The 21,732-nt window shown below is 70.8% G+C and carries 23 protein-coding genes and 1 pseudogene; 15 read left to right on the forward strand and 9 right to left on the reverse strand.

Annotation, left to right across the window (positions count from 1 at the left end; genetic code table 11):
- Window positions 1-34 precede the first annotated feature (34 nt).
- The 3 genes from A2790_RS07195 (at window position 35) to A2790_RS07205 (ending at window position 2,827) form a co-directional block, all read left to right on the forward strand.
- Complete coding sequence (locus A2790_RS07195) at window positions 35-715, forward strand: Tat pathway signal sequence domain protein (RefSeq protein ID WP_293389260.1); 681 nt, start codon at window positions 35-37, stop codon at window positions 713-715.
- Window positions 712-2,484 (forward strand): arginine--tRNA ligase, encoded by a 1,773-nt coding sequence (gene argS, locus A2790_RS07200; RefSeq protein WP_293389262.1) that lies wholly within the window; start codon window positions 712-714, stop codon window positions 2,482-2,484. The genes A2790_RS07195 and argS overlap by 4 nt, the downstream gene beginning before the upstream one ends.
- Before the next feature lie 100 nt (window positions 2,485-2,584).
- Window positions 2,585-2,827: a helix-turn-helix transcriptional regulator gene (locus A2790_RS07205; RefSeq protein ID WP_293389264.1), complete on the forward strand. Its 243-nt coding sequence runs from the start codon at window positions 2,585-2,587 to the stop codon at window positions 2,825-2,827.
- A 209-nt stretch (window positions 2,828-3,036) separates the two neighbouring features.
- Here A2790_RS07205 and A2790_RS07210 read toward each other — a convergent pair whose 3' ends face one another.
- Entirely contained in the window at window positions 3,037-3,636 is a 600-nt protein-coding gene (locus A2790_RS07210) for an FxDxF family PEP-CTERM protein (RefSeq protein WP_293389266.1), read from the reverse strand.
- A gap of 177 nt (window positions 3,637-3,813) precedes the next feature.
- On the opposite strand from A2790_RS07210, the gene A2790_RS07215 reads away from it, so the two are divergent.
- Together A2790_RS07215 and A2790_RS07220 are read left to right on the forward strand one after the other, a co-directional pair.
- Window positions 3,814-4,293, forward strand: coding sequence for a GNAT family N-acetyltransferase (locus A2790_RS07215; protein WP_293389268.1), 480 nt, complete (start codon window positions 3,814-3,816; stop codon window positions 4,291-4,293).
- A 13-nt stretch (window positions 4,294-4,306) separates the two neighbouring features.
- Window positions 4,307-5,296 (forward strand): zinc-dependent alcohol dehydrogenase family protein, encoded by a 990-nt coding sequence (locus tag A2790_RS07220; RefSeq protein ID WP_293389270.1) that lies wholly within the window; start codon window positions 4,307-4,309, stop codon window positions 5,294-5,296.
- A gap of 6 nt (window positions 5,297-5,302) precedes the next feature.
- On the opposite strand, the gene A2790_RS07225 is transcribed toward A2790_RS07220, so the two are convergent.
- The 3 genes from A2790_RS07225 to A2790_RS07235 form a co-directional block, all read right to left on the reverse strand.
- Window positions 5,303-5,731, reverse strand: coding sequence for an ATP-binding protein (locus A2790_RS07225; protein ID WP_293389272.1), 429 nt, complete (start codon window positions 5,729-5,731; stop codon window positions 5,303-5,305).
- Window positions 5,732-5,735: 4 nt separating this feature from the next.
- Entirely contained in the window at window positions 5,736-6,050 is a 315-nt protein-coding gene (locus A2790_RS07230; protein ID WP_293389274.1) for a hypothetical protein, read from the reverse strand.
- A gap of 69 nt (window positions 6,051-6,119) precedes the next feature.
- The gene (locus A2790_RS07235) at window positions 6,120-8,813 is read right to left on the reverse strand and encodes a GNAT family N-acetyltransferase (RefSeq protein WP_293389276.1); all 2,694 of its coding nucleotides are present in this window, start codon (window positions 8,811-8,813) and stop codon (window positions 6,120-6,122) included.
- A gap of 81 nt (window positions 8,814-8,894) precedes the next feature.
- On the opposite strand from A2790_RS07235, the gene A2790_RS07240 reads away from it, so the two are divergent.
- Entirely contained in the window at window positions 8,895-10,325 is a 1,431-nt protein-coding gene (locus A2790_RS07240; protein ID WP_293389278.1) for a L,D-transpeptidase family protein, read from the forward strand.
- Between the two features lie 213 nt (window positions 10,326-10,538).
- On the opposite strand, the gene A2790_RS07245 is transcribed toward A2790_RS07240, so the two are convergent.
- From A2790_RS07245 to A2790_RS07265, 5 genes are all read right to left on the reverse strand, one after another.
- Entirely contained in the window at window positions 10,539-11,147 is a 609-nt protein-coding gene (locus A2790_RS07245; RefSeq protein ID WP_293389280.1) for an NAD(P)H-dependent oxidoreductase, read from the reverse strand.
- Window positions 11,144-11,599 carry a hypothetical protein gene (locus A2790_RS07250; protein WP_293389282.1) on the reverse strand — a complete coding sequence of 152 codons (456 nt, stop codon included), beginning with the start codon at window positions 11,597-11,599 and terminating at the stop codon, window positions 11,144-11,146. The genes A2790_RS07245 and A2790_RS07250 overlap by 4 nt, the downstream gene beginning before the upstream one ends.
- Before the next feature lie 8 nt (window positions 11,600-11,607).
- Window positions 11,608-12,375 carry a glucose 1-dehydrogenase gene (locus A2790_RS07255; RefSeq protein WP_293389284.1) on the reverse strand — a complete coding sequence of 256 codons (768 nt, stop codon included), beginning with the start codon at window positions 12,373-12,375 and terminating at the stop codon, window positions 11,608-11,610.
- A 70-nt stretch (window positions 12,376-12,445) separates the two neighbouring features.
- Window positions 12,446-13,093: an OmpW family outer membrane protein gene (locus A2790_RS07260; protein ID WP_293389286.1), complete on the reverse strand. Its 648-nt coding sequence runs from the start codon at window positions 13,091-13,093 to the stop codon at window positions 12,446-12,448.
- A 58-nt stretch (window positions 13,094-13,151) separates the two neighbouring features.
- Window positions 13,152-13,427 carry a hypothetical protein gene (locus tag A2790_RS07265; protein WP_293389288.1) on the reverse strand — a complete coding sequence of 92 codons (276 nt, stop codon included), beginning with the start codon at window positions 13,425-13,427 and terminating at the stop codon, window positions 13,152-13,154.
- Window positions 13,428-13,735: 308 nt separating this feature from the next.
- Between A2790_RS07265 and ccoN the strand changes: the two genes are divergently transcribed.
- The 9 genes and pseudogenes from ccoN to A2790_RS07310 all read left to right on the forward strand — a co-directional run.
- The gene (gene ccoN, locus A2790_RS07270) at window positions 13,736-15,223 is read left to right on the forward strand and encodes a cytochrome-c oxidase, cbb3-type subunit I (protein ID WP_293389310.1); all 1,488 of its coding nucleotides are present in this window, start codon (window positions 13,736-13,738) and stop codon (window positions 15,221-15,223) included.
- Between the two features lie 11 nt (window positions 15,224-15,234).
- Window positions 15,235-15,972, forward strand: coding sequence for a cytochrome-c oxidase, cbb3-type subunit II (ccoO, locus tag A2790_RS07275; RefSeq protein ID WP_293389290.1), 738 nt, complete (start codon window positions 15,235-15,237; stop codon window positions 15,970-15,972).
- Window positions 15,969-16,142, forward strand: coding sequence for a cbb3-type cytochrome c oxidase subunit 3 (locus A2790_RS07280; RefSeq protein WP_293389292.1), 174 nt, complete (start codon window positions 15,969-15,971; stop codon window positions 16,140-16,142). The genes ccoO and A2790_RS07280 overlap by 4 nt, the downstream gene beginning before the upstream one ends.
- Window positions 16,135-17,076 (forward strand): cytochrome-c oxidase, cbb3-type subunit III, encoded by a 942-nt coding sequence (gene ccoP, locus A2790_RS07285; RefSeq protein WP_293389294.1) that lies wholly within the window; start codon window positions 16,135-16,137, stop codon window positions 17,074-17,076. The genes A2790_RS07280 and ccoP overlap by 8 nt, the downstream gene beginning before the upstream one ends.
- An 8-nt stretch (window positions 17,077-17,084) precedes the next feature.
- Entirely contained in the window at window positions 17,085-18,578 is a 1,494-nt protein-coding gene (gene ccoG, locus A2790_RS07290) for a cytochrome c oxidase accessory protein CcoG (protein WP_293389312.1), read from the forward strand.
- On the forward strand, window positions 18,575-19,066 hold the full coding sequence (locus A2790_RS07295) for a FixH family protein (RefSeq protein ID WP_293389295.1): 492 nt from the start codon (window positions 18,575-18,577) through the stop codon (window positions 19,064-19,066). The genes ccoG and A2790_RS07295 overlap by 4 nt, the downstream gene beginning before the upstream one ends.
- The gene (locus A2790_RS07300; RefSeq protein ID WP_293389296.1) at window positions 19,057-21,225 is read left to right on the forward strand and encodes a heavy metal translocating P-type ATPase; all 2,169 of its coding nucleotides are present in this window, start codon (window positions 19,057-19,059) and stop codon (window positions 21,223-21,225) included. The genes A2790_RS07295 and A2790_RS07300 overlap by 10 nt, the downstream gene beginning before the upstream one ends.
- On the forward strand, window positions 21,222-21,380 hold the full coding sequence (gene ccoS / locus A2790_RS07305; protein WP_293389298.1) for a cbb3-type cytochrome oxidase assembly protein CcoS: 159 nt from the start codon (window positions 21,222-21,224) through the stop codon (window positions 21,378-21,380). Before A2790_RS07300 ends, ccoS begins: the two co-directional genes overlap by 4 nt.
- Window positions 21,381-21,565: 185 nt before the next feature.
- A pseudogene (locus A2790_RS07310) lies at window positions 21,566-21,732 on the forward strand (5-aminolevulinate synthase); the annotation flags it as partial.

The raw sequence follows: 21,732 nt of genomic DNA on the forward strand, positions 1-21,732 counted from the left end.
ACTCCTCGCGGGCCGATTTTCGAGACGCTTTTCCATGCGCCGCCAGATGCTCCTTGCCGCCGCCGTCGTGGCGGCCTTCACCGCCGTCCCGGCCATGTCGTACGCGCAGGGACGCCGCGACCCTGAGGCCGAACAGCGCAAGCAGCAGGAAGAGGCGGCCAAGAAGCGCAGGCAGCGTGAGGAGTGGGGCGACAACCAGGCGCCGCTGCAGGCCCTGCGCAACGCCGGCCCGTGCCCGTTCGTGAAGTCGCTGTACGATGCGGCCCGCTACGTCGAGTTCAAGGAAGGCCGCGAGGCGTCGGCCAACGTCGCCTGGTCCGGCGAGATCCAGGGCATTTCGGCCGGCTGCCAGTACAAGGATGAAGAGCCGATCCAGCTGCGGATGGAGGTGCTGTTCGAGGTGGGCAAGGGCCCGCAGGCCGACGGTCGCCAGAAGACCTATCGCTACTGGGTGGCGGTGACCGACCGTAACCGCAGCGTCCTGGCCAAGGAGACGTTCGACCTGCCGGTGACCTTCCCCGAGGGCGAGGACCGGCTCTACGTCACCGAGAACATCAACAACATCACCATCCCGCGGGCGTCGATCTCGACCTCCGGTTCGAACTTCGAGGTGCTGATCGGCTTCGAGGTCACGCCGCAGATGGCGGCCTTCAACCGCGACGGCAAGCGCTTCCGCCTGAACGTCGGCCAGGCGAGCAACACTCCGAACCCATGAGCGACCTGAAATCGGCCTTGGGCGAGGCGGTCGAGGCCGCCTTCGCCGCCATTGGCGCGCCTGCCGAACTCGGCCGCGTCACGCCCTCGGACCGGCCCGACCTCGCCGACTTCCAGTCGAACGGCGCGCTGGCCGCGGCCAAGCGGCTGGGCAAGAATCCGCGCGAGATCGCCACAGCGGTGGTGGAGAAGCTGGCGGGCGATCCCCGGCTCAGCTCGGTCGAGATCGCCGGACCGGGTTTCATCAACCTGAAGGTTGCGGATGCCGCCTTGTCGGCGCGCGCCGAGGCCATCGCCAGCGACCCGCGCGCGGGCGCCGAAACGGTGGCGCACGCCCGCAAGGTGATCGTCGACTATGGCGGCCCGAACGTCGCCAAGCCGATGCACGTGGGGCACCTGCGCGCCTCGATCATCGGCGAGAGCATCAAGCGCCTCTATCGCTTCCGCGGCGATACGGTGGTGGGCGACGCTCACTTCGGCGACTGGGGCTACCAGATGGGCCTGCTGATCGGGGCCGTCATGGACGAGCATCCGGATATCGCCGCCCTGGTGGAGACGCTGGACGACAAGGACGCGCCGATCCCGGCCGCCTTCGAGAAGATCACGCTGGCCGATCTCGACCGGCTCTATCCCCTGGCCGCTGCGAAGGGGAAGGAAGATCCGGCCTATCGTGATCGCGCCCGCAAGCTGACCGCCGACCTGCAGGGCCACAAGCCCGGCTGCTACGTGCTGTGGCGCCAGTTCCGGGCGGTGACGCAGGTGGCGCTCGAGCGGGACTTCCATGCCCTGGGCGTGGACTTCGACTGGTGGAAGGGCGAGAGCGACGCCGATCCGCTGATCGAGGACATGGTCGCCGAGCTGGACGCCAAAGGCCTGCTGGTCGACGACCAGGGCGCGCGGATCATCCGCGTGGCGAAAGATGGCGACAAGCGCGAACTGCCGCCCCTGTTGGTCGTCTCGTCCGAGGGCTCGGCGATGTACGGGACCACGGATCTCGCCACCATCCTGGACCGCAAGCGCCAGTTCGGGCCGGACCTGGTCATCTACTGCGTCGACCAGCGCCAGGCCGACCACTTCGAGATCGTGTTCCGCGCGGCCTACCTGGCCGGCTACGCGACCGAGGGCCAGCTGGAGCACATCGGCTTCGGCACCATGAACGGGACCGACGGCAAGCCCTTCAAGACCCGCGAGGGCGGTGTCCTGAAGCTGAACGACCTGATCGAGATGACCCGGACGAAGGCGCGCGAGCGCCTGCACGAGGCGGGGCTGGGCGAAAACCTGCCCACGGAAGAGTTCGAAGAGATCGCCGGCAAGGTGGCCGTGGCGGCGCTCAAGTTCGCCGACCTGCAGAACTTCCGCGGCACGTCCTACGTCTTCGACCTGGACCGCTTCACCAGCTTCGAGGGCAAGACCGGGCCGTACCTGCTGTACCAGGCGGTGCGCGTGAAGAGCCTGCTGCGCCGGGCCGCCGACGAGGGCGCGCAAGCCGGTCCGGTCACCGTGGCCGAGCCGGCCGAGCGCGACCTGGTGCTGACGCTGGACGCGTTCGACGCGGCCCTGGCCGAGGCCTACGACAAGAAGGCGCCCAACGCCCTGGCCGAGCACGCCTATCGGCTGAGCCAGGCGTTCTCGAAATTCTATGCGGCCTGTCCGATCATGCTGTCGGCGCCGGCAGTGAAGGCCTCGCGCCTGACCCTGGCCAGCGCCACCCTGCGGCAGCTGGAACTGGCCCTGGACCTCCTGGGCATCGCCACGCCGGAGCGGATGTAACGCCGTTCATCCTGCGGTCAGGACCGGGCGGCTATCTGCCCGGCCCTGGCGCGAGGTTTGCACGCCTGTCGCCAGGAACACCGATCCTGGACAGTACATCGTGACGAACGACGACATCACCCTGCAGATCGGCCGCAGGCTCGCCGAACGGCGCCGCGACCTGGACCTCTCGCTGGCCGACGTCGCCGAACGCTGCGGGGTCAGCCTGCAGCAGATCCACAAGTACGAACGCGGGCAGAGCACGATCTCGGCGCCGATGCTGTACCGGCTGTCCCGATGCCTCGGCGTGCCGGTCAGCTACTTCTTCCAGGATCTGGAGGCTCTGGCCCAGGTCGAGGCCTGAGAGGCCCCAAAAAGGGGATGCCCCCGATCCGGGGCTGTGAGGATCGGGGGCTTTGGGGCTGTGACGGGGGGCTGGATGTCTCACCGTCAACGAGAAAACTTCAACTGAGGCGAGAAGGTTTCCTCCCGCGGCCATAATTTTTTCCGGTGCTCCAAGCGGGAGGGGCCCCGGCGTCGCCGCCAGGGCCCCCGCATGCCGTAGCCTCGTCGTCAGACGGCGGCGGCCAGCAGATTGCGGCGCTTGCGAAGGACGGCGCCCGTGCCGCCAAAACCCATGATCATCAGGGCCCAGGCGCCCGGCTCCGGAACCAGGGCGGCGCTGAAGGTGGCGGTGCTACCGAACACCGCTTCGCTGCCGCCGAAGCCTGAGATGGTCAGCACCTGGGGCCCGCCCAGGTTCACGGTCAGCGGTCCGCTCGCGCCGAGCACGATATTGCCGCCCTCGCCAACCGGCAGGTTGCTGACCGGAATGACCACCCCATTGAAGGTGAACGAGGTCACCGTCAGCGCGCTGTTCTCCAGAAAGCCGATCGAGCTCAGCGTGAAGCCGACCACGCCGGTCGGAAGTTCGAAGGCGAACGTGTCGGTGAAGGCGCCGGTCCCGGCGTCGTAGACGTGGGTCGAGCTGGTCTGGCCGGCGATGCTCTCTGCGCCGTCGATGCCCAGGCCATTGTCCCCGAACGCCACCGAGATGCCGCCGGTTGGCGAGGTGGTCCAGGGTTCGACGTAGGTTGCAGCCGCCGCTCCGCCCGCCGCCGCCAGGGAGACGGCAGCCGCCGTCAGCGCAAGAAGTTGGGTACGCGTTGTCATGTACAGCCCTTTTTCAGGTGAGACGGGCCGCACCCGGACGCATCGCCGCGGTCTGCTGGCCCGCCCCGTCAACCGGGGCGCCGCCCGATTGTTCCTGGCTCGGGCGCCAAAAATGTCGGAAGCCCGACCGTACGTCGCACCGTTGCCGGACGGCCCGGCGCCTGCTCATGTCCGTCCATGCCCGAGGCGTTCGTCATCCGTCCCGCCACCTCGTCCGACGACCTCGGCGCGGTGGCGGCGCTGTTCGAAGCCTACGCCACCGCCCTGCCCGTGGACCTCGGCTACCAGGACTTCCGGTCCGAACTCGCCGCCCTGCCGGGAAAGTATGCGCCGCCGGCCGGGGCGCTGCTGCTGGCGCGCGACGCCGGGGGCGCGCCGCTCGGATGCGTAGGCCTAAGGCCGCTCGCGCCGGCCGGCTGCTGCGAGATGAAGCGACTGTACCTTTCGCCGGCCGCCCGGGGCCTGGGGCTGGGCCGGGCGCTGGCGCAGGCGGCCGTCGGGCAGGCCAGGGCGATCGGCTATTCGGAGCTGCGCCTGGACACCTTGCCGGGCATGGCGTCGGCGATCGCGCTGTACGAGCGAATGGGCTTCGCGCGGATCGCCGCCTACTACGCCCCGACGCCGCCCGGCACCATCTTCATGGCGCTGACCCTTTAGGAAGGATGAGGCCATGCGCATGGTCCTGCGGCAGCCGCGAACGCGCCTCGTGGCGGAGGCGTGCGAGCCGGCCGAGCCCGGACCGGGCGAGCTGCGGCTGCGCGTCCGCGCCTGCGGCGTCTGCCGCACGGACCTGCACGTGGTGGACGGCGATCTCCCGCCGCGCCGCTCCTCGGTCGTGCCGGGGCACGAGATCGTGGGCGTGGTCGACGCCGTCGGTCCCGGTGTCGAAGGCGTGGCGCTTGGCGAGCGGCGCGGCGTGCCCTGGCTGGGCGGGACGTGTGGGACCTGCCGCTATTGCCGGGAGGGCCGCGAGAACCTCTGCGACTCGCCCGAGTTCACCGGCTGGACCCGCGACGGCGGCTATGCGTCCAGCGTGATCGCGCGGGCGGACTATTGCTTCCCCTTGCCCCCGGGCCTTTCCGACGAGGCGGCCGCCCCGCTGCTGTGCGCGGGCCTGATCGGCTACCGCGCCTGGCGCCTGGCGTGCGCGGACTGGCCGGTGCGGCGGCTGGGGCTCTATGGCTTCGGGGCCGCGGCGCATCTGCTCGCGCAACTCGCCACTTACGACGGCCAGGCCGTCCATGCCTTCACGCGGACCGGCGATGAGGCGGCGCAGTCGCTGGCCCGCGGGCTCGGCTGCGTCTGGGCGGGCGGGTCGGAGGATGCGCCGCCCGAGCCGCTGGACGCGGCGATCATCTTCGCGCCGGTCGGCGACCTGGTCCCGCTGGCGCTCGCCGCCGTTCGCAAGGGCGGCACGGTGGTCTGCGGGGGCATCCACATGAGCGACATCCCGAGCTTTCCCTATGCCCGGCTCTGGGAGGAGCGACGGCTGGTCTCGGTGGCCAACCTGACGCGGCAGGACGCGCGGGAGTACCTGCCGCTGGCCGCCGCGGCCGTGGTCCGCCCCCACGTCCGCCGCTATCCCCTGGCGGAGGCGAACGCGGCCCTGGACGACCTGCGTCGCGGCGCGTTCACGGGCGCGGCGGTGCTGATCCCGTGACGCGGGTCAGTGGGTGCGGGGATAGATGACGCTGACGAGGCCGCCGCCGAAGGGCGCGCTGCCGATCCGGGCGTAGCCGCCGAGCTGCCGCGCCAGGGCCTGGATCGCGCCGAAGCCGTTGGAGGGCTCCTCGGGCAGGTCGTCGGGCATGCCGATGCCGTCGTCGCGGACCGTCAGAATCCGCCGCCCTTCCTTCTCGGCGAGCTTGACCCAGATGTGGCCGTGGCGGCCCTCGGGAAAGGCGTGCTGCAGGGCATAGGCGATGGCCTCGCCGGTGATCGTCACGATGGGCGTGATTTCCGATGCCGGCAGTCGCAGCTCCGGGTCGCACTCGATCTGGACGTCGCGCAGCGGGCTGGAGGAGGCGGTGGCCAAGCCGGCCAGCGCGGGCAGGGCCAGGGCGGAGGACTCGGGAAGAGGGGCGGCGTTGGTCATGGGGTCACGCATCGTTGAGGAGAGGGGTCGCGAGCCCGGCGTCCTTCAGGCGATCGCTGGCCGCCTGGCTGCAGATCTCCAGGCAGTCGGTCATCAGCGCCGAGCCGGCGTCGAAGGCGGCCAGGGGCGTGGTGCTGGTCGCGAGCCGGCCGAGGTAGTTCATCCAGGCCGTGGTGGCGCACGCCCAGGCGCCCATGGCCTCGCGGGTGAAGGCGTAGCCGTCGACGCCCCAGGCCTGCGACCAGAGCCCCAGCGCATCGCGCGCCGCGGAGTCAAAGGCGGTGGGGGTCGTCGAGGTCGTCGCGAACTGGACGGTCATGGCCGGTCTCCCGTTTCGGGCCGACCGTGCGCCTCCGGGCCACCGCCGCCTTGACCTCGATCAACGGCCCTAGGCGGGCACGGCGTCGGCTTGGCCAGCGGGGATGGCCTTGGTGGCCCAGACGCGGGCGAAGTCGCCGACGCTGGGCGCGGTCGAAAAGCCCAGCGCCCGGGCCAGGTCCAGCATCCGGCTGTTCTCCCGCGCGATGTCGCCCCAGACTTCGCGCAGCCCCCGGATCGCGGCGTAGTCGAGCACGGCCTGCAGCAGGATCCCGCCCAGGCCATGATGCTGGCGATCGCTGCGCACCATCAGCGCGAACTCTGCCGTCTCGCCCTCCGGGTCCTCCACGAGGCGTCCCACGCCCAGAAGGTCGCCGGCCGCCGTCTCCGCCACGAAGGCCATGTGCCGGTCGTAGTCGATCTGGCAGAGGCGGGTGGCCAGTTCCTCGTTCAGGTGGCCCATGCCGCTGCAGAAGCGCAGGTGGATATCTTCGGGCGTGCAGCGGTCGACCATCTCGATCAGGCGGGAGACGTCGGAGGGCCGGATCGGGCGCAGGCGCAGGGGCTCGCCGTCGGCCACGATGTCGCGGGCCAGGTGCTCGGGGTAGGGGAGGATCGCCGGCCGGGCCGTGGTGGCGTCGGGACGGCGCACCGCGATGCGGGCGTCCAGCGCCAGGGCGCCCTGCGCATCGCAGAGCACGGGGTTGAGATCGAGCTCGGCGATCTCCGGAAGGTCGGTGGAGAGGCGGCCCAGGGCCACGAGAACCGCCGCCAGGGCGTCCAGGTCGGCCGCGGGCCGGTCGCGGTAGCCGGCCAGCAGGCGCGAAACCCGGGTCTGGCCGATCATGTCCCGGGCGAGGGCGGCGTTCAGGGGCGGCAGGCCGAGCGCGCGGTCGGCCACCACCTCCACCGAGACGCCCCCATGGCCGACGACCACCACCGGGCCGAAGGTGGGATCGCGGACCAGTCCGGCCAGCACCTCCTGGGCCTTGGGCCGCGAGATCATGGGTTGGACGAGGAAGCCCTCAAGGCGCGCATCGGGGTGCGCCGCGGCCAGCCGGTCCAGCATCGCCTGGGCGGCCTGCTCCACCGCCGGGACCCCGCGCAGGCCGAGCACGACGCCGCCCACGTCGGACTTGTGGCTGATGTCCGGCGACTGGATCTTCAGCGCCACCGGGTCGTCGGGGCCGATAGCGGCGGCCGCCTCGCCGGCTTCTGCGGGCGTACGCGCAAGGCGCGCCGCCGCGGTCGCAATCCCATACGCCTGGAGCACGGCCTGGACCTCGAGCGGGTCGAGCGCGGCCCGTCCTTCGGCCAGGGCGCGTTCGACGACCTTCCGGGCGCCGGCCACGTCCGGCGGCTCGTCGGCGCCGTCGGGCGCTTCCAGCAGCAGGGCATGCAGCGCGTGCGCACGGTCCCAGGTGGCGAAGGCGCGGACGGCGGCCTCGGCGGTGGGGTAGGTCGGAACGCCGGCGGCGGTCAGGTGGGCGCGGCCCAGGGCGACGCTGGGCTCGCCGAGCCAGGCGGCCAGCACCGGCTTGCGGCCCCGGGCGGCGGTCCGGGCGGCGATGACGGCGTCGGCGGCCTCGCCGCTGTCGGCCACGGCCGTGGGGCAGTTGATCACCAGCACGGCGTCGACTTCTGGCGCGGCCAGCAGGGCGCCGAGGCTGCGCCCGTAGAGGTCAGGGCCGGCGTCGCCCAGGATGTCCACCGGATTGCCGACGGCGCCGTGCGCGGGCGTGAGGCCCCGCAGGGTTTCCTGGGTCGCCGGGTCCAGGCCGGCGAGCCTGGCCCCCGTCCGCTCCAGCGCGTCCACCGCCAGCACGCCGGCGCCGCCGCCGTTGGTCAGGATCGTGAGGCCCCGGGCCGGGGGCGGGCGGCCGCCGGCGAAGACCAGGGCGGCGTCCAGGAGGTCGTCCAGGCCGTCCACCTGCAGCACGCCCGCGCGGCGGAAGGCGGCGGCGTAGACGTCGTCGGCGCCCGCGAGGGCCCGCGTGTGCGAGAAGGCGGCCTTGGCGCCGGCGCGGCTGCGGCCGCCCTTCAAGAGAATTACGGGTTTGGCCCGGGCGGCGTAGCGGGCCGCGCTCATGAACTTGCGCGCATCGCGCAGGCTCTCGACGTAGAGCAGGATGGCGCGGGTCTCCGGGTCGCGGCCCAGGAAGTCGAGCAGGTCGCCCACGTCGACGTCGAGGGAATCGCCCAGGGTGACGACGTGGCTGAACCCGAGGCCGTGGGGCGGGGCCCAGTCCAGCGCCGCCGCGGCGACGGCGCCCGACTGGGCGACGAGGGCCAGACCCCCTGCGGGGGGCGTGGTGCGGGCGAAGCTGGCGTTGATCCCATGGACCGGCGACAGCAGGCCCAGGCAGTTCGGGCCGACGATCCGGAGCAGGTGGGGCCGTGCGGCGTCGAGGATGGCCTGGCGCCGGGCGGCGCTCTCGGGATCGTCGCCCTCGAAGCCGGCGCTGATCACCACCGCGGCCCGGCAACCGCGGGCGCCCAGCTCGGCGATGACGCCGGCGACGGTGGGCGCGGGCGTGGCGATGACGGCCAGGTCGGGCGTCTCGGGCAGGGCTGCGACCGAGGGAAAGACCGCGTGGCCGTGCACCGGGCGGCCCTTCGGATTGACGAACAACAGCTCGCCGCGGAAGCCGCCGCCCAGGAGGTTGGCGGCCAGCACCTCGCCCACCGAGCCGGCGCGGTCGCTGGCGCCGATCAGCGCAATGCGCTTCGGCGAGAACAGAGCTTCGAAATTTCGGGTGGTCATGCGCGGCTCATGACGCCTCCGACGGCCTGCGTCCTTGATCGGTCGCAAGCGGCCCCGTTGATCTGGATCACGGACCACAGGATGCCAAGGGGCTATGTCGGCGGCATGATGGCGCTCGTGAAATACGCCGCCGGTAGCCGGCGACGGTTGCTGTGCGCCCTGCTTGCGGCCCTGGCTGTTGCGCCGGCGGCGCGGGCCGCTGCCGACCCGCCGCCGTTCAGCGCCGCAGAGCGCGTGATCATCGGCGCGGCGCTGGGGCTAGGGGACCACCGCTTCGATCTCGACGATCGGGCGCTGTCGCGCCGGGTGCTGGACTATGCGCGGGTGGAGGCGGGCCAGCGGGTCCGCCCCTCGCGGGTCGATTCCGACTGGGCCCTGGCCCCGCCGGTGCGCGACCTGGCGGCGGAACTGGCGGCAGCGCGTGCGGCGGGGCGGCTGGACGCCTGGCTCGCCGCGCTGGCCCCGCCCGCGCCGGCCTACCGCGCCCTCGTCGCCGCGCGGGGCCGCTACGCCATGACCGTGGGCGTCGGCGGCTGGCCCAGCGTGCCCGGCGGGCCAACCCTGCGCCTCGGCGACCGGGACGGCGGCGTGACGGCGCTGCGCGCGCGGCTGGCGGCCGAGGGGTTCGGCGCGGGGTCGGGCGATCTGGCGCTGTTCGATACGGAGCTGGAGGCGGCGCTGCGCGCGTTCCAGGACGTGCACGGCCTGGAGGTCGACGGCGTCCTGGGTCCGGCGACGCGCGCCGCGCTGAACGTCACCGCCGCCGAGCGGCTGGCCCAGATCGACGCCAACCTCGAGCGGTGGCGCTGGATGCCCCACGCGCCGCCGGGCGACCGGCTGGAGGTGGACACCGGCGGGCAGGAGGCCGTGCTGTACTCTGGAGGGGCGGCGGTCCAGCGGATGCGGGTGATCGTGGGCAGCCCCAAGCACCCCACGCCGATGTTCTCGGCCCAGATCGAGGCGGTGATCCTCAATCCGCCGTGGAACGTGCCGACCTCGATCGCCCGCAACGAGCTCCTGCCGGCCGAAGCGCGGCGGCCGGGGTACCTGGCCAGCATGGGCATCCGGTGGGTCGACGGGCGGCTGCAGCAGCGCCCCGGCCCGAAGAATTCGCTGGGGGTGATCAAGTTCGACGTGCCGAACCGCTTCGGCGTTTATCTGCACGATACGCCCGCCAAGGGCCTGTTCGCCCAGCCGGTCCGCGCCTTCAGCCACGGCTGCATGCGGCTGCAGGAACCCCGGGCGCTGGCGCTGAACCTGCTGGCGCCCACGGGAATGTCCCCCGAGGCGCTGGACGCAGGGATCGCCGCCGGCGTCACGCGTCGGATCGGACTGGCGCACCGCCTGCCGCTCTACGTGGTCCACTGGACCGTGCGGGTCGAGCCCGACGGCCGCGTCGGCTTCCGGCCGGACATCTACGGCTGGGACCGCAAGCTGGCGGCCGCCCTGCCAAAGGCGGCGACGTCGCCCAGCCAAGCGTCCGTGCTCCCATCGCGCCGGGCTCCGGTCTGATCGCGGGTGGGCTTTGACCTCGCGCAAAGCGGCCGCTGATTATCGGTGATCAGCTATCCGTACTGGTCCTGGACCAGAGGCCTGCCCTCGCCCCCAAAGCAAGCAGGCCTTGAGGTTCGCGCCGGTGAATCCCGTCCGGACGGCGCCCCCGCTTCCCGGATGGCAAACTGAACGCCCCAGCCGTTCCGCGGCTGGGGCGCGCTTCTGTCGGGCTCAGGCCGTGCGCGGCGGGTGGGCGCGGAAATGGGCGGCGGCCGCGGTGCGGACCTTGGCGATCACCGCCTCGAACGCCTCCTGGGTGATGCCCGAAACCATGCCGCCGAAGTGGGCGTGGTCCACCACCTTCAGCCCACAGGTCCCGCCCAGGTGGGCGTCGAACAGGCGTGTGAGGTCGCTCAGCGCGTGGGTCTCGCGCACCCAGTGGTCGGGTGCGCCGGAGGTGGAGAAGCTGATCAGGCGGCGGCCGGCGAGGCGCGGTTCGGTTCCCCCGAAACCGGGTTCGAAGCCGAAGCCCATACCGAAGACGCGGTCGACATAGCCCTTCAGGATGGCCGGGGGCGCGTTGAACCAGATCGGATAGATGAAGGCGAAGACATCGACGTCGGCCAGCCGCTCGCGCTCGCGCATCACGTCGTCCCGGAATTTCGGCGCCTTCGGTCCGGGGATCTCCGAGGCTTTCAGGCACGGGTCGAAGCGCATGGCGTAGAGGTCGCGCACCAGCACCTCCTGGCCCAGCCGCTCCACCGCCTCGGCGTAGGTCCGGGCGATCTCGGCGTTGAGGCTCTTGCGGGCCGGGTGGGCGAGGATCACGGCGTGCTTCATGGCGTACTCCGGGGACCGGGGGCGACCGTGTCCGGCGTCGGCCGCGTCCGCCCGGCCTGGAGTCGGCGCGCCGCCCAGGGGGTCAGGGCCATCGCCAGCAGGCCGAGGGGCATCAGCCCGCCGTGCAGGAGATCATAGTCGGCCAGGATGCGGTCCCAGCTCAAGCCCAGGATGCGGCCCAGACCGATTTCGAAGGCGAGCGTGAGGACCACCCACAGGCCGCCGATCGCCAGGGCGCCGCCCGCCGTCCGGATGCGCATCCAGCGCAGGCTCGCCCAGGTGATGGCGAAGATGATCACGGCCCCGGTGACGACCGACAGCTGGCGGATCGCGAACTCCAGGTCCGGGTCGGCGACCAGGCGGCGCAGCGCGCCCTGGCCGCTCTCGGCCAGCAGGATCAGGGCCCAGACCACCAGGGCGCGAAGCAGGGCCGGAAGGCTGAAGGCGGGCAAGGCCGGGCTCAGCGCGCCGTGTAGCCGCCGTCGATCACCAGCTCGGAGCCGGTTACGAACTTGGCTTCGTCGGAGGCCAGGTAGACGCAGCCCCAGGCGATGTCGTCCGGCTCGCCGATGTGGCCGAGCGGATGAAGCGAATCCAGCCCGGCCCGGCCGGCCGGGTCGTCGCCGGCGTCCTTCAGGTAGCCCTCGACCATGGGCGTCCAGATGAAGCCCGGGTGGATCGAGTTCACGCGGATCCGGTCAGGGGCGTAGATCAAGGCGTCGGTCTTGCTCATCAACCGAACCGCCCCCTTGGAGGCATGATAGGGCGGCACGTCGGGTCCGCCGACCAGGCCGTAGATGGAGCTGAGATTGATGATGCTGCCGCCCCCCGCGCGCCGCAGGTGCGGGATGGCGTGCTTGGTGCAGAAGAACACGCCCTTGACGTTGATCGCCTGGACGAAGTCCCACTCCGCCTCAGTGACCTCGTGGGTCGGTTTGCTGACACCGGCGACGCCGGCGTTGTTCACCAGGATGTCGATGCGCCCGAAGCGCTGGGCCACCTGGTCCATGACGCGCTGGACGTCCGCTTCCTTGGAGACGTCGAGCGGCCAACTGCAGGCCTGGAATCCGCGGGCGGCCAGGTCGTCGGCGAAGTCGCCGGCCTCCTTCGTCAGCACGTCGGTGATGGCGACCGCCGCGCCTTCTTCCGCCATGCGCAAGGCGGTGGCGCGCCCGAGGCCGAGCGCGCCACCCGTGATCACGGCGACCTTGCCTTTGAGCCGGTTCATCGTCGGTCCTCCCTTTTGAGGACCACGATAGGCTGGGCTCAGCGCGCCGCCTTGCGCAGGATCAACGGCGTCAGAAGCGGTAGCCTACGCCCGCCGAGAGGACCCAGGGGTTCAGGGTGACCTTGGTCTTGATTCCGTTGGTGCGATCCACGGCGTCGGTCTCGAAGAACACCTTCTTGGCGTCGAGGTTGATGGTCCACTGGTCGCGCATGGCGATGTCGACGCCTGCCTGCAGCGCCGCGCCGAAGCCGTCGTCGATGTGGAGGTTGAAGCCGTTCTTGTCCGAGCCGCTGTAGAACAGCATGTAGTTCACGCCCGCGCCCACATAGGGGCTGACGCGGGCCTGCGGCGCGAAGTGGTACTGCAGGGTCACGATGGGCGGCAGGACCCAGGTTTCCTTGACCTTCACATCGACACCCGGGCCCTTGGCGCGGACGGTGTGGTTCGTGGTGCCGGCGATGGCTTCCACGGCGATGTTGTCGGTCAGGAAGTAGGTCAGCCCCACCGTCGGCATGACGTCGTAGCTGGCCTTGGCGCGCAGGCCGGTGGCGGCGCCGGCCAGGGTGACGATCGGGTCGCTGCCGGTCGGCGCAACGTCGGTGACGCGGACGTTCAGGACGATGTCGCCCTTGGCCTTCGGCTTGAAGTCCTGCGCCTGGGCGACGCCGGCGACCGCGAGCGCGGCGACGAGCGCCGCGGCTCCGAACTTGGTAGTCATCTTCTATCCCCTTCTTGAGCGGCATTGCGCCGCTTGGCGAGGGGTTTGCCAGGGAGGATCAAGCGCGACCTTGATCTGGAACAAACCTAAGCTTCGAAAGCATCCGGGGCCGAAGCGCCACGACGAACGCGGTGAGCCCCGCCAGGCCGAGGCCCACCGCACCGAAGCACCAGCCGCAATGGGGATGGGGGCTGGCGCCACAGATGACGCCCAGGGTGCGCATATGCTCTTGGGCCAAATCGGCGGCGAGCGCGGCGCTCGCCGACAGCACCATGCCGGTCAGGGCGGCGCCTAGGCGCATCACCTGATCTTCGCTGGGCAGAGGCAGGGCCAATCGTCGCATCCTGAGGGTCTCCGTCTACCGCGCCAGGGTGTCGCAGGCTCGCAAGTCGGTCATTGAGCTAGATCAAGGTGAGCCATTTTGCAGTGCGGCAAAGCAGGCCGTCTCTCTAAGCACCCGTGGGATCCATGACGCAGGCTGCAGCCCGAAGCGACGACGCGCCCTTCGACGCGATCGCGCTCTACACCTTCACCGGCCTAGCCGCTCTTGCGGCGCTGTTGGCCACAGCATTCACGAAGGATCCGTCCTTCAGGTTCCACGGCTATGTGATGCTCGTGGGCTTCCTCGTCGCGTTCCTGACGATGACGGTGGGCCTGGGATCCGGCCGGTTCCGGAGCGACCAGAGTCGATACGCCGACGGCGTCGTCCGCGCCGGGGTCATCGCCACCATGTTCTGGGCCATCGCCGGTCTGGGCGCAGGGGTGGCAGCCGCGGCGCAGCTGAGCTGGCCCAACCTTTTCTATTTCCCTGACGCGCCCTGGCTGAACTTCGGCCGGTTGAGGCCGCTGCACACCTCGGCGGTGATCTTCGCGTTCGGCGGCAACGCCCTGATCGCGACGTCCTTCTACGTCGTCCAGCGGACCTGCCGGGCGCGCCTGGCGGGCGGCGCCTGGCCGTGGTTCGTCTTCTGGGGCTACCAGCTGTTCATCGTCCTGGCGGCCACCGGCTACCTGGCCGGCATCACCCAGAGCCGCGAGTACGCCGAGCCCGAGTGGTACGTGGACCTGTGGCTGACGATCGTCTGGGTCGCCTACCTGCTGGTCTTCCTGGGCACGATCTGGAAGCGCAAGGAGCCGCATATCTATGTGGCCAACTGGTTCTACCTGGCCTTCATCGTCACCATTGCGATCCTGCACATCGTCAACAATGCGGCGATCCCCGTGGGCCTGCTGGAAGCCAAGAGCTACTCCGCGGCCGCCGGCGTCCAGGATGCGCTGATCCAGTGGTGGTACGGCCACAACGCGGTGGGCTTCTTCCTGACCGCCGGCTTCCTGGCCATGATGTACTACTTCGTCCCGAAGCGGGTGGAGCGGCCTGTCTATTCGTACCGCCTGTCCATCGTCCACTTCTGGTCGCTGATCTTCATCTACATCTGGGCGGGCCCGCACCACCTCCACTACACGGCCCTCCCGCAGTGGGCCCAGACGCTGGGCATGACCTTCTCGATCATGCTGTGGATGCCGTCCTGGGGCGGCATGATCAACGGGCTGATGACCCTGTCCGGCGCGTGGGACAAGCTGCGCACCGATCCGGTCGTGCGGATGATGGTGGTGGCCATCGCCTTCTACGGCATGGCGACCTTCGAAGGCCCGCTGATGTCCATCCGCGCTGTCAACGCCCTCAGCCACTATACCGACTGGACCATCGGCCACGTGCACTCGGGCGCCCTGGGCTGGAACGGCTTCATCACCTTCGGCGCGATCTACTGCCTGGTGCCCTGGTTGTGGAAGAAGGAGCGGCTGTACTCGAACCAGCTGGTCGAGTGGCACTTCTGGATCGCGACCACCGGCATCCTTCTCTACATCGCCGCCATGTGGGTCTCCGGCATCATGGAGGGCCTGATGTGGCGCGAATACACGCCGCAGGGCTACCTCGCGAACGCCTTCGTCGAGACGGTCGCGGCCAAGCACATCGAGAACGTCATCCGGACCATCGGGGGGCTCCTGTTCCTCATGGGCGCGGTGATCATGTCCTACAACCTGTGGCGCACGATCCGCATGCCCAGCACCGCCTCCGCGGAGCTGCCGCTCGTCTCGTCGCCCACCCCGCTGCTGACCGCGGCTGAGTAAGGGGCCCGAACATGTGGAAGCGTCACGAGAAGTTCGAGCGTCACTCGCTCTGGCTCACCATCGGCATCATCATCGTCGTCTCGATCGGCGGTCTCATCGAGATCGCCCCGCTCTTCTACCTGGAGAGCACCATCGAGAAGGTGCAGGGGGTCCGCCCCTACACCCCGCTGGAGCAGGCGGGCCGGGACATCTACGTCCGCGAGGGCTGCTACGTCTGCCACTCGCAGATGATTCGGCCCCTGCGCGACGAGGTGGAACGCTACGGCCACTACAGCCTGGCGGCCGAGAGCATGTACGACCACCCGTTCCAGTGGGGGTCGAAGCGGACCGGGCCTGACCTGGCCCGGGTCGGCGGCAAGTATTCCGACAGCTGGCACCACGACCACCTGCGCGATCCGCGCTCGGTCGTGCCGGAGTCCAACATGCCGCCCTACAAGTTCCTGGCTGAAAAGGAACTCGACTACCGCACGATCGAGAAACGCCTGGCCACCCTGACGGCCGTCGGCGTGCCCTACACCAAGGCGCAGATCGCCAACGCCGCCGCGGACCTGGAGCAGCAGGTCGACCCGTTCGCGGGCGACACCTCCGACCTGAAGAAGCGCTACGGGGTCAAGGTCCAGCAGCGCGACTTCGACGGCAATCCGCAGAAGCTGACGGAAATGGACGCCCTGATCGCCTACCTCCAGGTGCTCGGGACCATGGTCGATTTCCGCACCTACAAGGCGGAAGATCCGAGGAACATGCGATGAGCAGCCTCACCTACGAGACCGTGGCCACCTTCGCCCAGCAGGGCGGGACGGTGTTCTTCGGCCTGATCTTCGCCGCCGGCGTCGGATACGCACTCTGGCCGCGCCACAAGCAGGCGTTCCAGCGCCTCGCCCAACTCCCGCTTGAAGATGACGAGGCGCCCCATGTCTGAGCGCGAAAGAGACGAACACTCCGGCACCGAGACCACCGGCCACGAGTGGGACGGGATCAAGGAGCTGGACACCCCGCTGCCGCGCTGGTGGCTGTGGGTCTGGTACGGCTCGATGCTCGCCTCGGTGATCTACTGGATCCTGATGCCGGCCTGGCCTGGCCTCACCGGCTACACGCGCGGCATCCTCGGAAAGTCCGACCGGGCCGAGGTGGTGGGCGAGCTGAAGGGCCTGGCCGCCCAGCGCCAGGCCGGCGAGAGCCAGCTGCGCTCCGCAAGCCTCCAGGAGATCGAGGCCGATCCCGAGCTGCAGGCCTATGCCATGCAGGTCGGCACGTCAGTGTTCGGCGACAACTGCGCCACCTGCCACGGCGCGGGGGGTGCGGGCGGCAAGGGCTATCCCAACCTGCGCGACGACGTCTGGCTCTGGGGCGGCAAGCTGGACCAGATCCGGCACACCATCCAGGTGGGCGTCCGTTCGGGCCACGCCAACGCCCTGGGGGAGAAGGTCATGCCGGCGTTCGGCCGTGACCAGCTGCTGACCGAGGCCCAGATCGGCGATCTCACCGAGTACGTTGTGGCCTTGTCCGGCCGCAAGGCGGACGCTGCGGCCGTGGGCCGTGCGCGTCAGACCTACGCCGACCAGTGCTCGGCCTGCCACGGTCCGGCCGGGACCGGCGACGCGACCCAGGGCATCCCGAACCTCACCGACGCCGAATGGCTGTTCGGTTCGGATCGGACCGCGATCCACGACCAGATCTTCAACGGCCGCAACGGCGTCATGCCCACCTGGGAAGCCCGCTTCTCGCCGGAGACGATCAAGGCGCTGGCCGTGTACGTGCACGCCAACGCCGGCGGGGTCGCCGAGCCGGTCGCGCCGCCGGCCCCCGCGCCGGTGGCCGGGGACGCCGTCGCCACAGGAGCCGCCGGCCGGTGACCACCGTCATCAACACCGTCGCCAATCGCGAACCGCCGGAAGGTCCGGGCCCCGGCCCGCAGTCCGCGGCGGAGCGGGCGCGGGCCAGGGCCAAGGATACGGGCGGCCTCTACAAGCCGCGCGTTCCGATCTACCCCAAGCTGGTCCACGGCAAATGGCGGCGGATCAAGTGGGCGCTGCTGATCGCCACCCTGGCGATCTACTACGTCACGCCGTGGATCCGGTGGGAGCGCCCCGGCGCCCTGCCGGACCAGGCGGTGCTGGTCGATTTCTTCGGCCGCCGCTTCTACTTCTTCGGCATCCAGCTCTGGCCGCAGGAGGTCTATTTCATCACCGGCCTCTTGGTGATGGCGGCCCTGGCGCTGTTCCTGGTGACGGCGCTGTTCGGGCGGCTCTGGTGCGGCTACGCCTGTCCCCAGACCGTCTGGACGGACCTCTACATCTATGTGGAGCGGATGTTCGAGGGCGACCGCAACGCGCGCATGCGCCTGGCGGCCGCTCCCTGGTCGTTCGACAAGCTCTGGCGCAAGGGCGGCAAGCATGCGGTCTGGCTGGGCGTGGCCTTCGCCACCGGCGGCGCGTGGATCTTCTACTTCCGCGACGCGCCGACCTTGCTGGCCGAGTTCTGGACCGGCAAGGCGCCGATCACCTCCTACATCTCGTGCGCCATCCTGACCGCGACCACCTACGTGTTCGCCGGCCACATGCGTGAGCAGGTCTGCATCTACATGTGCCCCTGGCCCCGCATCCAGGGCGCGATGCTGGACGACCACTCCCTCCAGGTGACCTACCGGCGCGACCGGGGCGAGCTGCGCGGGCCGCACAAGAAGGGCCAAACCTGGGAAGGCCGAGGGGACTGCATCGACTGCCACGCCTGCGTGGTCGCCTGTCCGATGGGCATCGACATCCGCGACGGCCCGCAGCTGGAATGCATCAACTGCGGCCTCTGCATCGACGCCTGCGACGAGATCATGGACCGGGTGGGCCGCCCCCGCGACCTGATCGCCTACGACACCGACTTCGCCGTGGCCGAGCGGGCGGCCGGCCGCAAGCCGTTCTATCAGTTCGTCCGCGCCCGCACGCTCTACTACGCCCTGGCGCTGGTGCTGGTCTCCGGACTGGTCGGCTGGGGGCTGCTGAACCGCGAGCCTCTCGACCTGCACGCCCTGCGCGATCGTAATCCGATGTTCGTGCGGCTGCACGACGGGTCAGTGCGCAACGGCTACACGCTGAAGATCGCCAACCGCACCTTCACGGCCCAGACCGTCGAGATCGCCATCGTCGGCGTGCCTGGCGCCCGGCTCAGCGCGCCCGGCGACCCGCCCGGCGCCGTCGTCCGCACGACCGTGCCGGCGAACGAGGTGCGGGGCCTGCGGGTGTTCGTCACCGCCCCGCCCGGGGCGGCCGAAGCCAGCCTGCCCGCCGTCTTCACCATCCGCGGCGACAAGGCGAGCGCCGAGACCAAGACCACCTTCCTCACCGGAGCGGAGAGCGCCCCATGAGCCTCGTCCCCAACACCCCCCGGCGGCCGTTCGAGGTGCGCGGCTGGCACGTCCTTGCGGGCGTCAGCGCCTTCTTCGCCGTGATCATCGCGGTGGATGCGAGCTTCATGGTGATCGCAATCCGGACCTTCCCCGGACAGGTGTCGGTGACGCCCTACGAGGACGGCCTGCTCTACAACCGCCGCATCGCCCAGCTGGAGGCGCAGGAGCGGCTCGGCTGGCGCGCCTCGGCGGGGGCCGAGCCGGGGCAGGTGGCCCTCGAATTCCGTGACCGCGACGGCCGCGCCCTGCAAGGGCTGGCCATCACCGGCCGGCTGCAGCGCCCCGCCACGGACGCGGGCCGGGTCGAGCTGCGCTTCGTCGAGGACCGCCCCGGTCGCTATGTGGCCCCGGCGGGCCGGCTGGACGGCGCCTGGGATCTCACTGCCGAGGCGCGAGGGCCGCAGGGCGGGGCCTTCGTCGCCGAGCGGAGGCTTACATGGCCCTGACCTATGACGCCGCGCGCACGGACCTGGGGGCCTTTCTCTCCCGGCGCGAGGACGGGCGCAGCAGCCTCGACCTGCTGGTTCCCGACGCCCGCTGCGCCGGCTGCATGGCCAAGATCGAGCGCGAGATGCAGGCCCTGCCGGGCGTTGCCGCCGCGCGGCTGAACCTCACGCAGAAGCGGCTCACCGTCGAGTTCCGCGCCGGCTCCGGGGACGCGGGCGGCGTGGTCGAGGCCCTGGCGCGCCTGGGCTATCCGGCGACGCCGTACGATCCCGGACAGGCCCGGGACGCGCATGACCGCGAGGGCCGCCAGCTGATCCTGGCCATGGCCGTCGCCGGCTTCGGCGTGATGAACACCATGATGTTCTCGGTGCCGATCTGGGCCGGCCTGTTCGGGCAGGAGCTGGGGCCGGCGACGCGGGTCCTGATGATGTGGTTCTCGGGCATCGTGGGCGCGCCGTGCGCGCTCTACGCGGGCATGCCCTTCTTCCGTTCCGCCTGGCGCTCGCTGAAGGCGCGGCGGGCGAACATGGATGTGCCGATCTCCATCGGCGTCATCCTGACGCTGGCGATCAGCTTCTCGGAAACCGTGCTGGGTGGGCGCGACGCCTATTTCGACGCGGCGGTGTCGCTGCTGTTCCTGCTGTTGATCGGCCGCTGGCTGGAGCATCGCCTGCGCGCCCGCGCGTCGAGCGCGGCGGCGGACCTCCTGGCCATGCAGGCGCCGACGGCCACCCTGATCGGCGCCGGCGACGTGCTGACCGCGACGCCGGTGGACAGGGTCCTGCCCGGCGACCTCCTGCTGGTCCGGCCGGGCGACCGCCTGCCGGTGGACGGCGAGATCGTCTCGGGCGCGTCCGAACTCGATAACAGCCTCCTGACCGGCGAGACCGCGCCCGTCGCGGTCGCCGTCGGCCAGACCTGCCGGGCCGGCGCCCTGAACCTGTCCGGCGCCCTGCGGCTGCGGGCCTCGGCGCGCTCGGCGGACTCCGCCCTGGCCGCCATCGCCCGGCTGGTGGAGATGGGCGCGCAGTCCAAGTCGAAATATGTGCGGCTGGCCGACAAGGCCGCGGCCATCTACGTGCCGGTGGTCCACACCGTCGCCCTGCTGACGTTCGCCGGCGGCTGGGCGCTGGGCCTCGGCCCGCGCGAGGCGCTGATCCGGGCCGTCGCCGTGCTGATCGTGACCTGCCCCTGCGCCCTGGGCCTGGCGGTGCCGGCGGTCCAGATCACGGCCTCGGCCCGCCTCTTCCGGCGCGGCGTCCTGGTGAAGTCCGGGGCGGCGCTGGAGCGCCTGGCCGAGGTGGACCATGTGATCTTCGACAAGACCGGCGTGCTCACCCTGGGCCGCCCGCGCCTGAAGGAGACCGCGCCCGCCGCCATCGCCATGGCTGCGCCGCTGGCCCGCGCCTCGCGCCATCCCCTGGCCCATGCCCTGGCCGAGGCGGCGGGTGACGGCCCCCTGGCCGAGGACGTGACCGAGTATCCGGGCGAGGGTGTCGAAGGGCTCGTCGATGGCCGGCGCTGCCGGCTGGGCAAGGCCGCCTTCCTGGGCGTGCAGAGCCACGCCGCCGAGACCGAGCTGTGGTTCGGCTTCGAAAACGACATCCGCATCCGCTTCGCCTTCGTCGACCCGCTGCGGGCCGACGTGGCCGAGACGGTCGCGGCGCTGCGCGCCCGCGGCCTGTCGGCGGAGATCCTCTCGGGCGACCTGCCGGGGCCGGTAGAACGGGCCGCGACCGCCGCCGGCGTCGTCCAGTGGCGGGCCGGTTGCACGCCGACCGACAAGGCTGCGATCGTCGACGACCTGACCCGCGAGGGGCGCAAGGTGCTGATGGTGGGCGACGGGCTCAACGACGCCGGCGCCCTCGCCAAGGCGCATGCCGCCATGGCGCCCGGCACGGCGCTGGAGGCGAGCCAGAACGCCGCCGACCTGGTCTTCTCGGGCGAGAGCCTCATGACCGTCGTGGACGCCGTCGATGTCGCCCGCAGCGCTCGGGGACGGGCCATGGAGAACTTCGGCTTGGCGGCCCTCTACAACCTGATCGCCGCGCCGGCGGCCATGCTGGGCCTGGTGAACCCGTTCGTCGCGGCCATCGCCATGTCCGGCTCGTCACTGGTCGTCACCCTCAACGCGCTGCGCACCGGAGCCCGCCGATGAACATCGTCATGTTCCTGGCCCCGTTCTCGCTGGGCCTTGGCCTGATGGCGGTCGCCGCGTTCTGGTGGAGCCTCAAGGCAGGGCAGTACGAGGATCCGGAGGGCGACGCCGCCCGCATCCTGGTCGAGGATCCCGAGGACCGGCCCGCGGCCTGAAGCGGGTCTTGATCCCGATCAAGGCGGCCCGGGAGGGTCTGCGGAATCCTGTGCCTCGCATAAGGAGATCCCGATGACCCCATTCCTGACGCTCGTGCTCGCCGGCTACGCCGTCTTCATGGTCGCGCTGGGCGTGGTCTGGGTGCGCAACGCCCTGGCCGATCTGCACGAGACGCGTCGCTAGGATGAACTACGCCCACGCTTTCCGCAGTGCTCTGGACCGTGTTCGGTCTGAGGGGCGCTATCGTGTGTTTGCGGACCTGAAGCGTCATCGCGGAGCGTTTCCGCGGGCGACGTGGACGAAGGGTGACGGGACGAGCCAGGACGTGACGGTCTGGTGTTCGAACGACTA

This window comes from Phenylobacterium sp. RIFCSPHIGHO2_01_FULL_69_31 (assembly GCF_001824475.1).
Taxonomy (GTDB): domain Bacteria; phylum Pseudomonadota; class Alphaproteobacteria; order Caulobacterales; family Caulobacteraceae; genus Phenylobacterium.

Excerpts from the sequence above, each read along its gene's own strand:
- A2790_RS07230 (WP_293389274.1), bottom strand. The coding sequence starts at position 6,050 with ATGACCGTCCAGTTCGCGACGACCTCGACGACCCCCACCGCCTTTGAC.
- A2790_RS07235 (WP_293389276.1), bottom strand. The coding sequence starts at position 8,813 with ATGACCACCCGAAATTTCGAAGCTCTGTTCTCGCCGAAGCGCATTGCG.
- A2790_RS07240 (WP_293389278.1), top strand. The coding sequence starts at position 8,895 with ATGCCAAGGGGCTATGTCGGCGGCATGATGGCGCTCGTGAAATACGCC.
- A2790_RS07225 (WP_293389272.1), bottom strand. The coding sequence starts at position 5,731 with ATGACCAACGCCGCCCCTCTTCCCGAGTCCTCCGCCCTGGCCCTGCCC.
- A2790_RS07260 (WP_293389286.1), bottom strand. The coding sequence starts at position 13,093 with ATGACTACCAAGTTCGGAGCCGCGGCGCTCGTCGCCGCGCTCGCGGTC.
- A2790_RS07300 (WP_293389296.1), top strand. The coding sequence starts at position 19,057 with ATGGCCCTGACCTATGACGCCGCGCGCACGGACCTGGGGGCCTTTCTC.
- A2790_RS07195 (WP_293389260.1), top strand. The coding sequence starts at position 35 with ATGCGCCGCCAGATGCTCCTTGCCGCCGCCGTCGTGGCGGCCTTCACC.
- ccoS (WP_293389298.1), top strand. The coding sequence starts at position 21,222 with ATGAACATCGTCATGTTCCTGGCCCCGTTCTCGCTGGGCCTTGGCCTG.
- A2790_RS07215 (WP_293389268.1), top strand. The coding sequence starts at position 3,814 with ATGCCCGAGGCGTTCGTCATCCGTCCCGCCACCTCGTCCGACGACCTC.
- A2790_RS07220 (WP_293389270.1), top strand. The coding sequence starts at position 4,307 with ATGCGCATGGTCCTGCGGCAGCCGCGAACGCGCCTCGTGGCGGAGGCG.
- A2790_RS07295 (WP_293389295.1), top strand. The coding sequence starts at position 18,575 with ATGAGCCTCGTCCCCAACACCCCCCGGCGGCCGTTCGAGGTGCGCGGC.
- A2790_RS07280 (WP_293389292.1), top strand. The coding sequence starts at position 15,969 with ATGAGCAGCCTCACCTACGAGACCGTGGCCACCTTCGCCCAGCAGGGC.
- ccoN (WP_293389310.1), top strand. The coding sequence starts at position 13,736 with ATGACGGTGGGCCTGGGATCCGGCCGGTTCCGGAGCGACCAGAGTCGA.
- A2790_RS07255 (WP_293389284.1), bottom strand. The coding sequence starts at position 12,375 with ATGAACCGGCTCAAAGGCAAGGTCGCCGTGATCACGGGTGGCGCGCTC.
- ccoO (WP_293389290.1), top strand. The coding sequence starts at position 15,235 with ATGTGGAAGCGTCACGAGAAGTTCGAGCGTCACTCGCTCTGGCTCACC.
- argS (WP_293389262.1), top strand. The coding sequence starts at position 712 with ATGAGCGACCTGAAATCGGCCTTGGGCGAGGCGGTCGAGGCCGCCTTC.
- ccoP (WP_293389294.1), top strand. The coding sequence starts at position 16,135 with ATGTCTGAGCGCGAAAGAGACGAACACTCCGGCACCGAGACCACCGGC.
- A2790_RS07245 (WP_293389280.1), bottom strand. The coding sequence starts at position 11,147 with ATGAAGCACGCCGTGATCCTCGCCCACCCGGCCCGCAAGAGCCTCAAC.
- A2790_RS07210 (WP_293389266.1), bottom strand. The coding sequence starts at position 3,636 with ATGACAACGCGTACCCAACTTCTTGCGCTGACGGCGGCTGCCGTCTCC.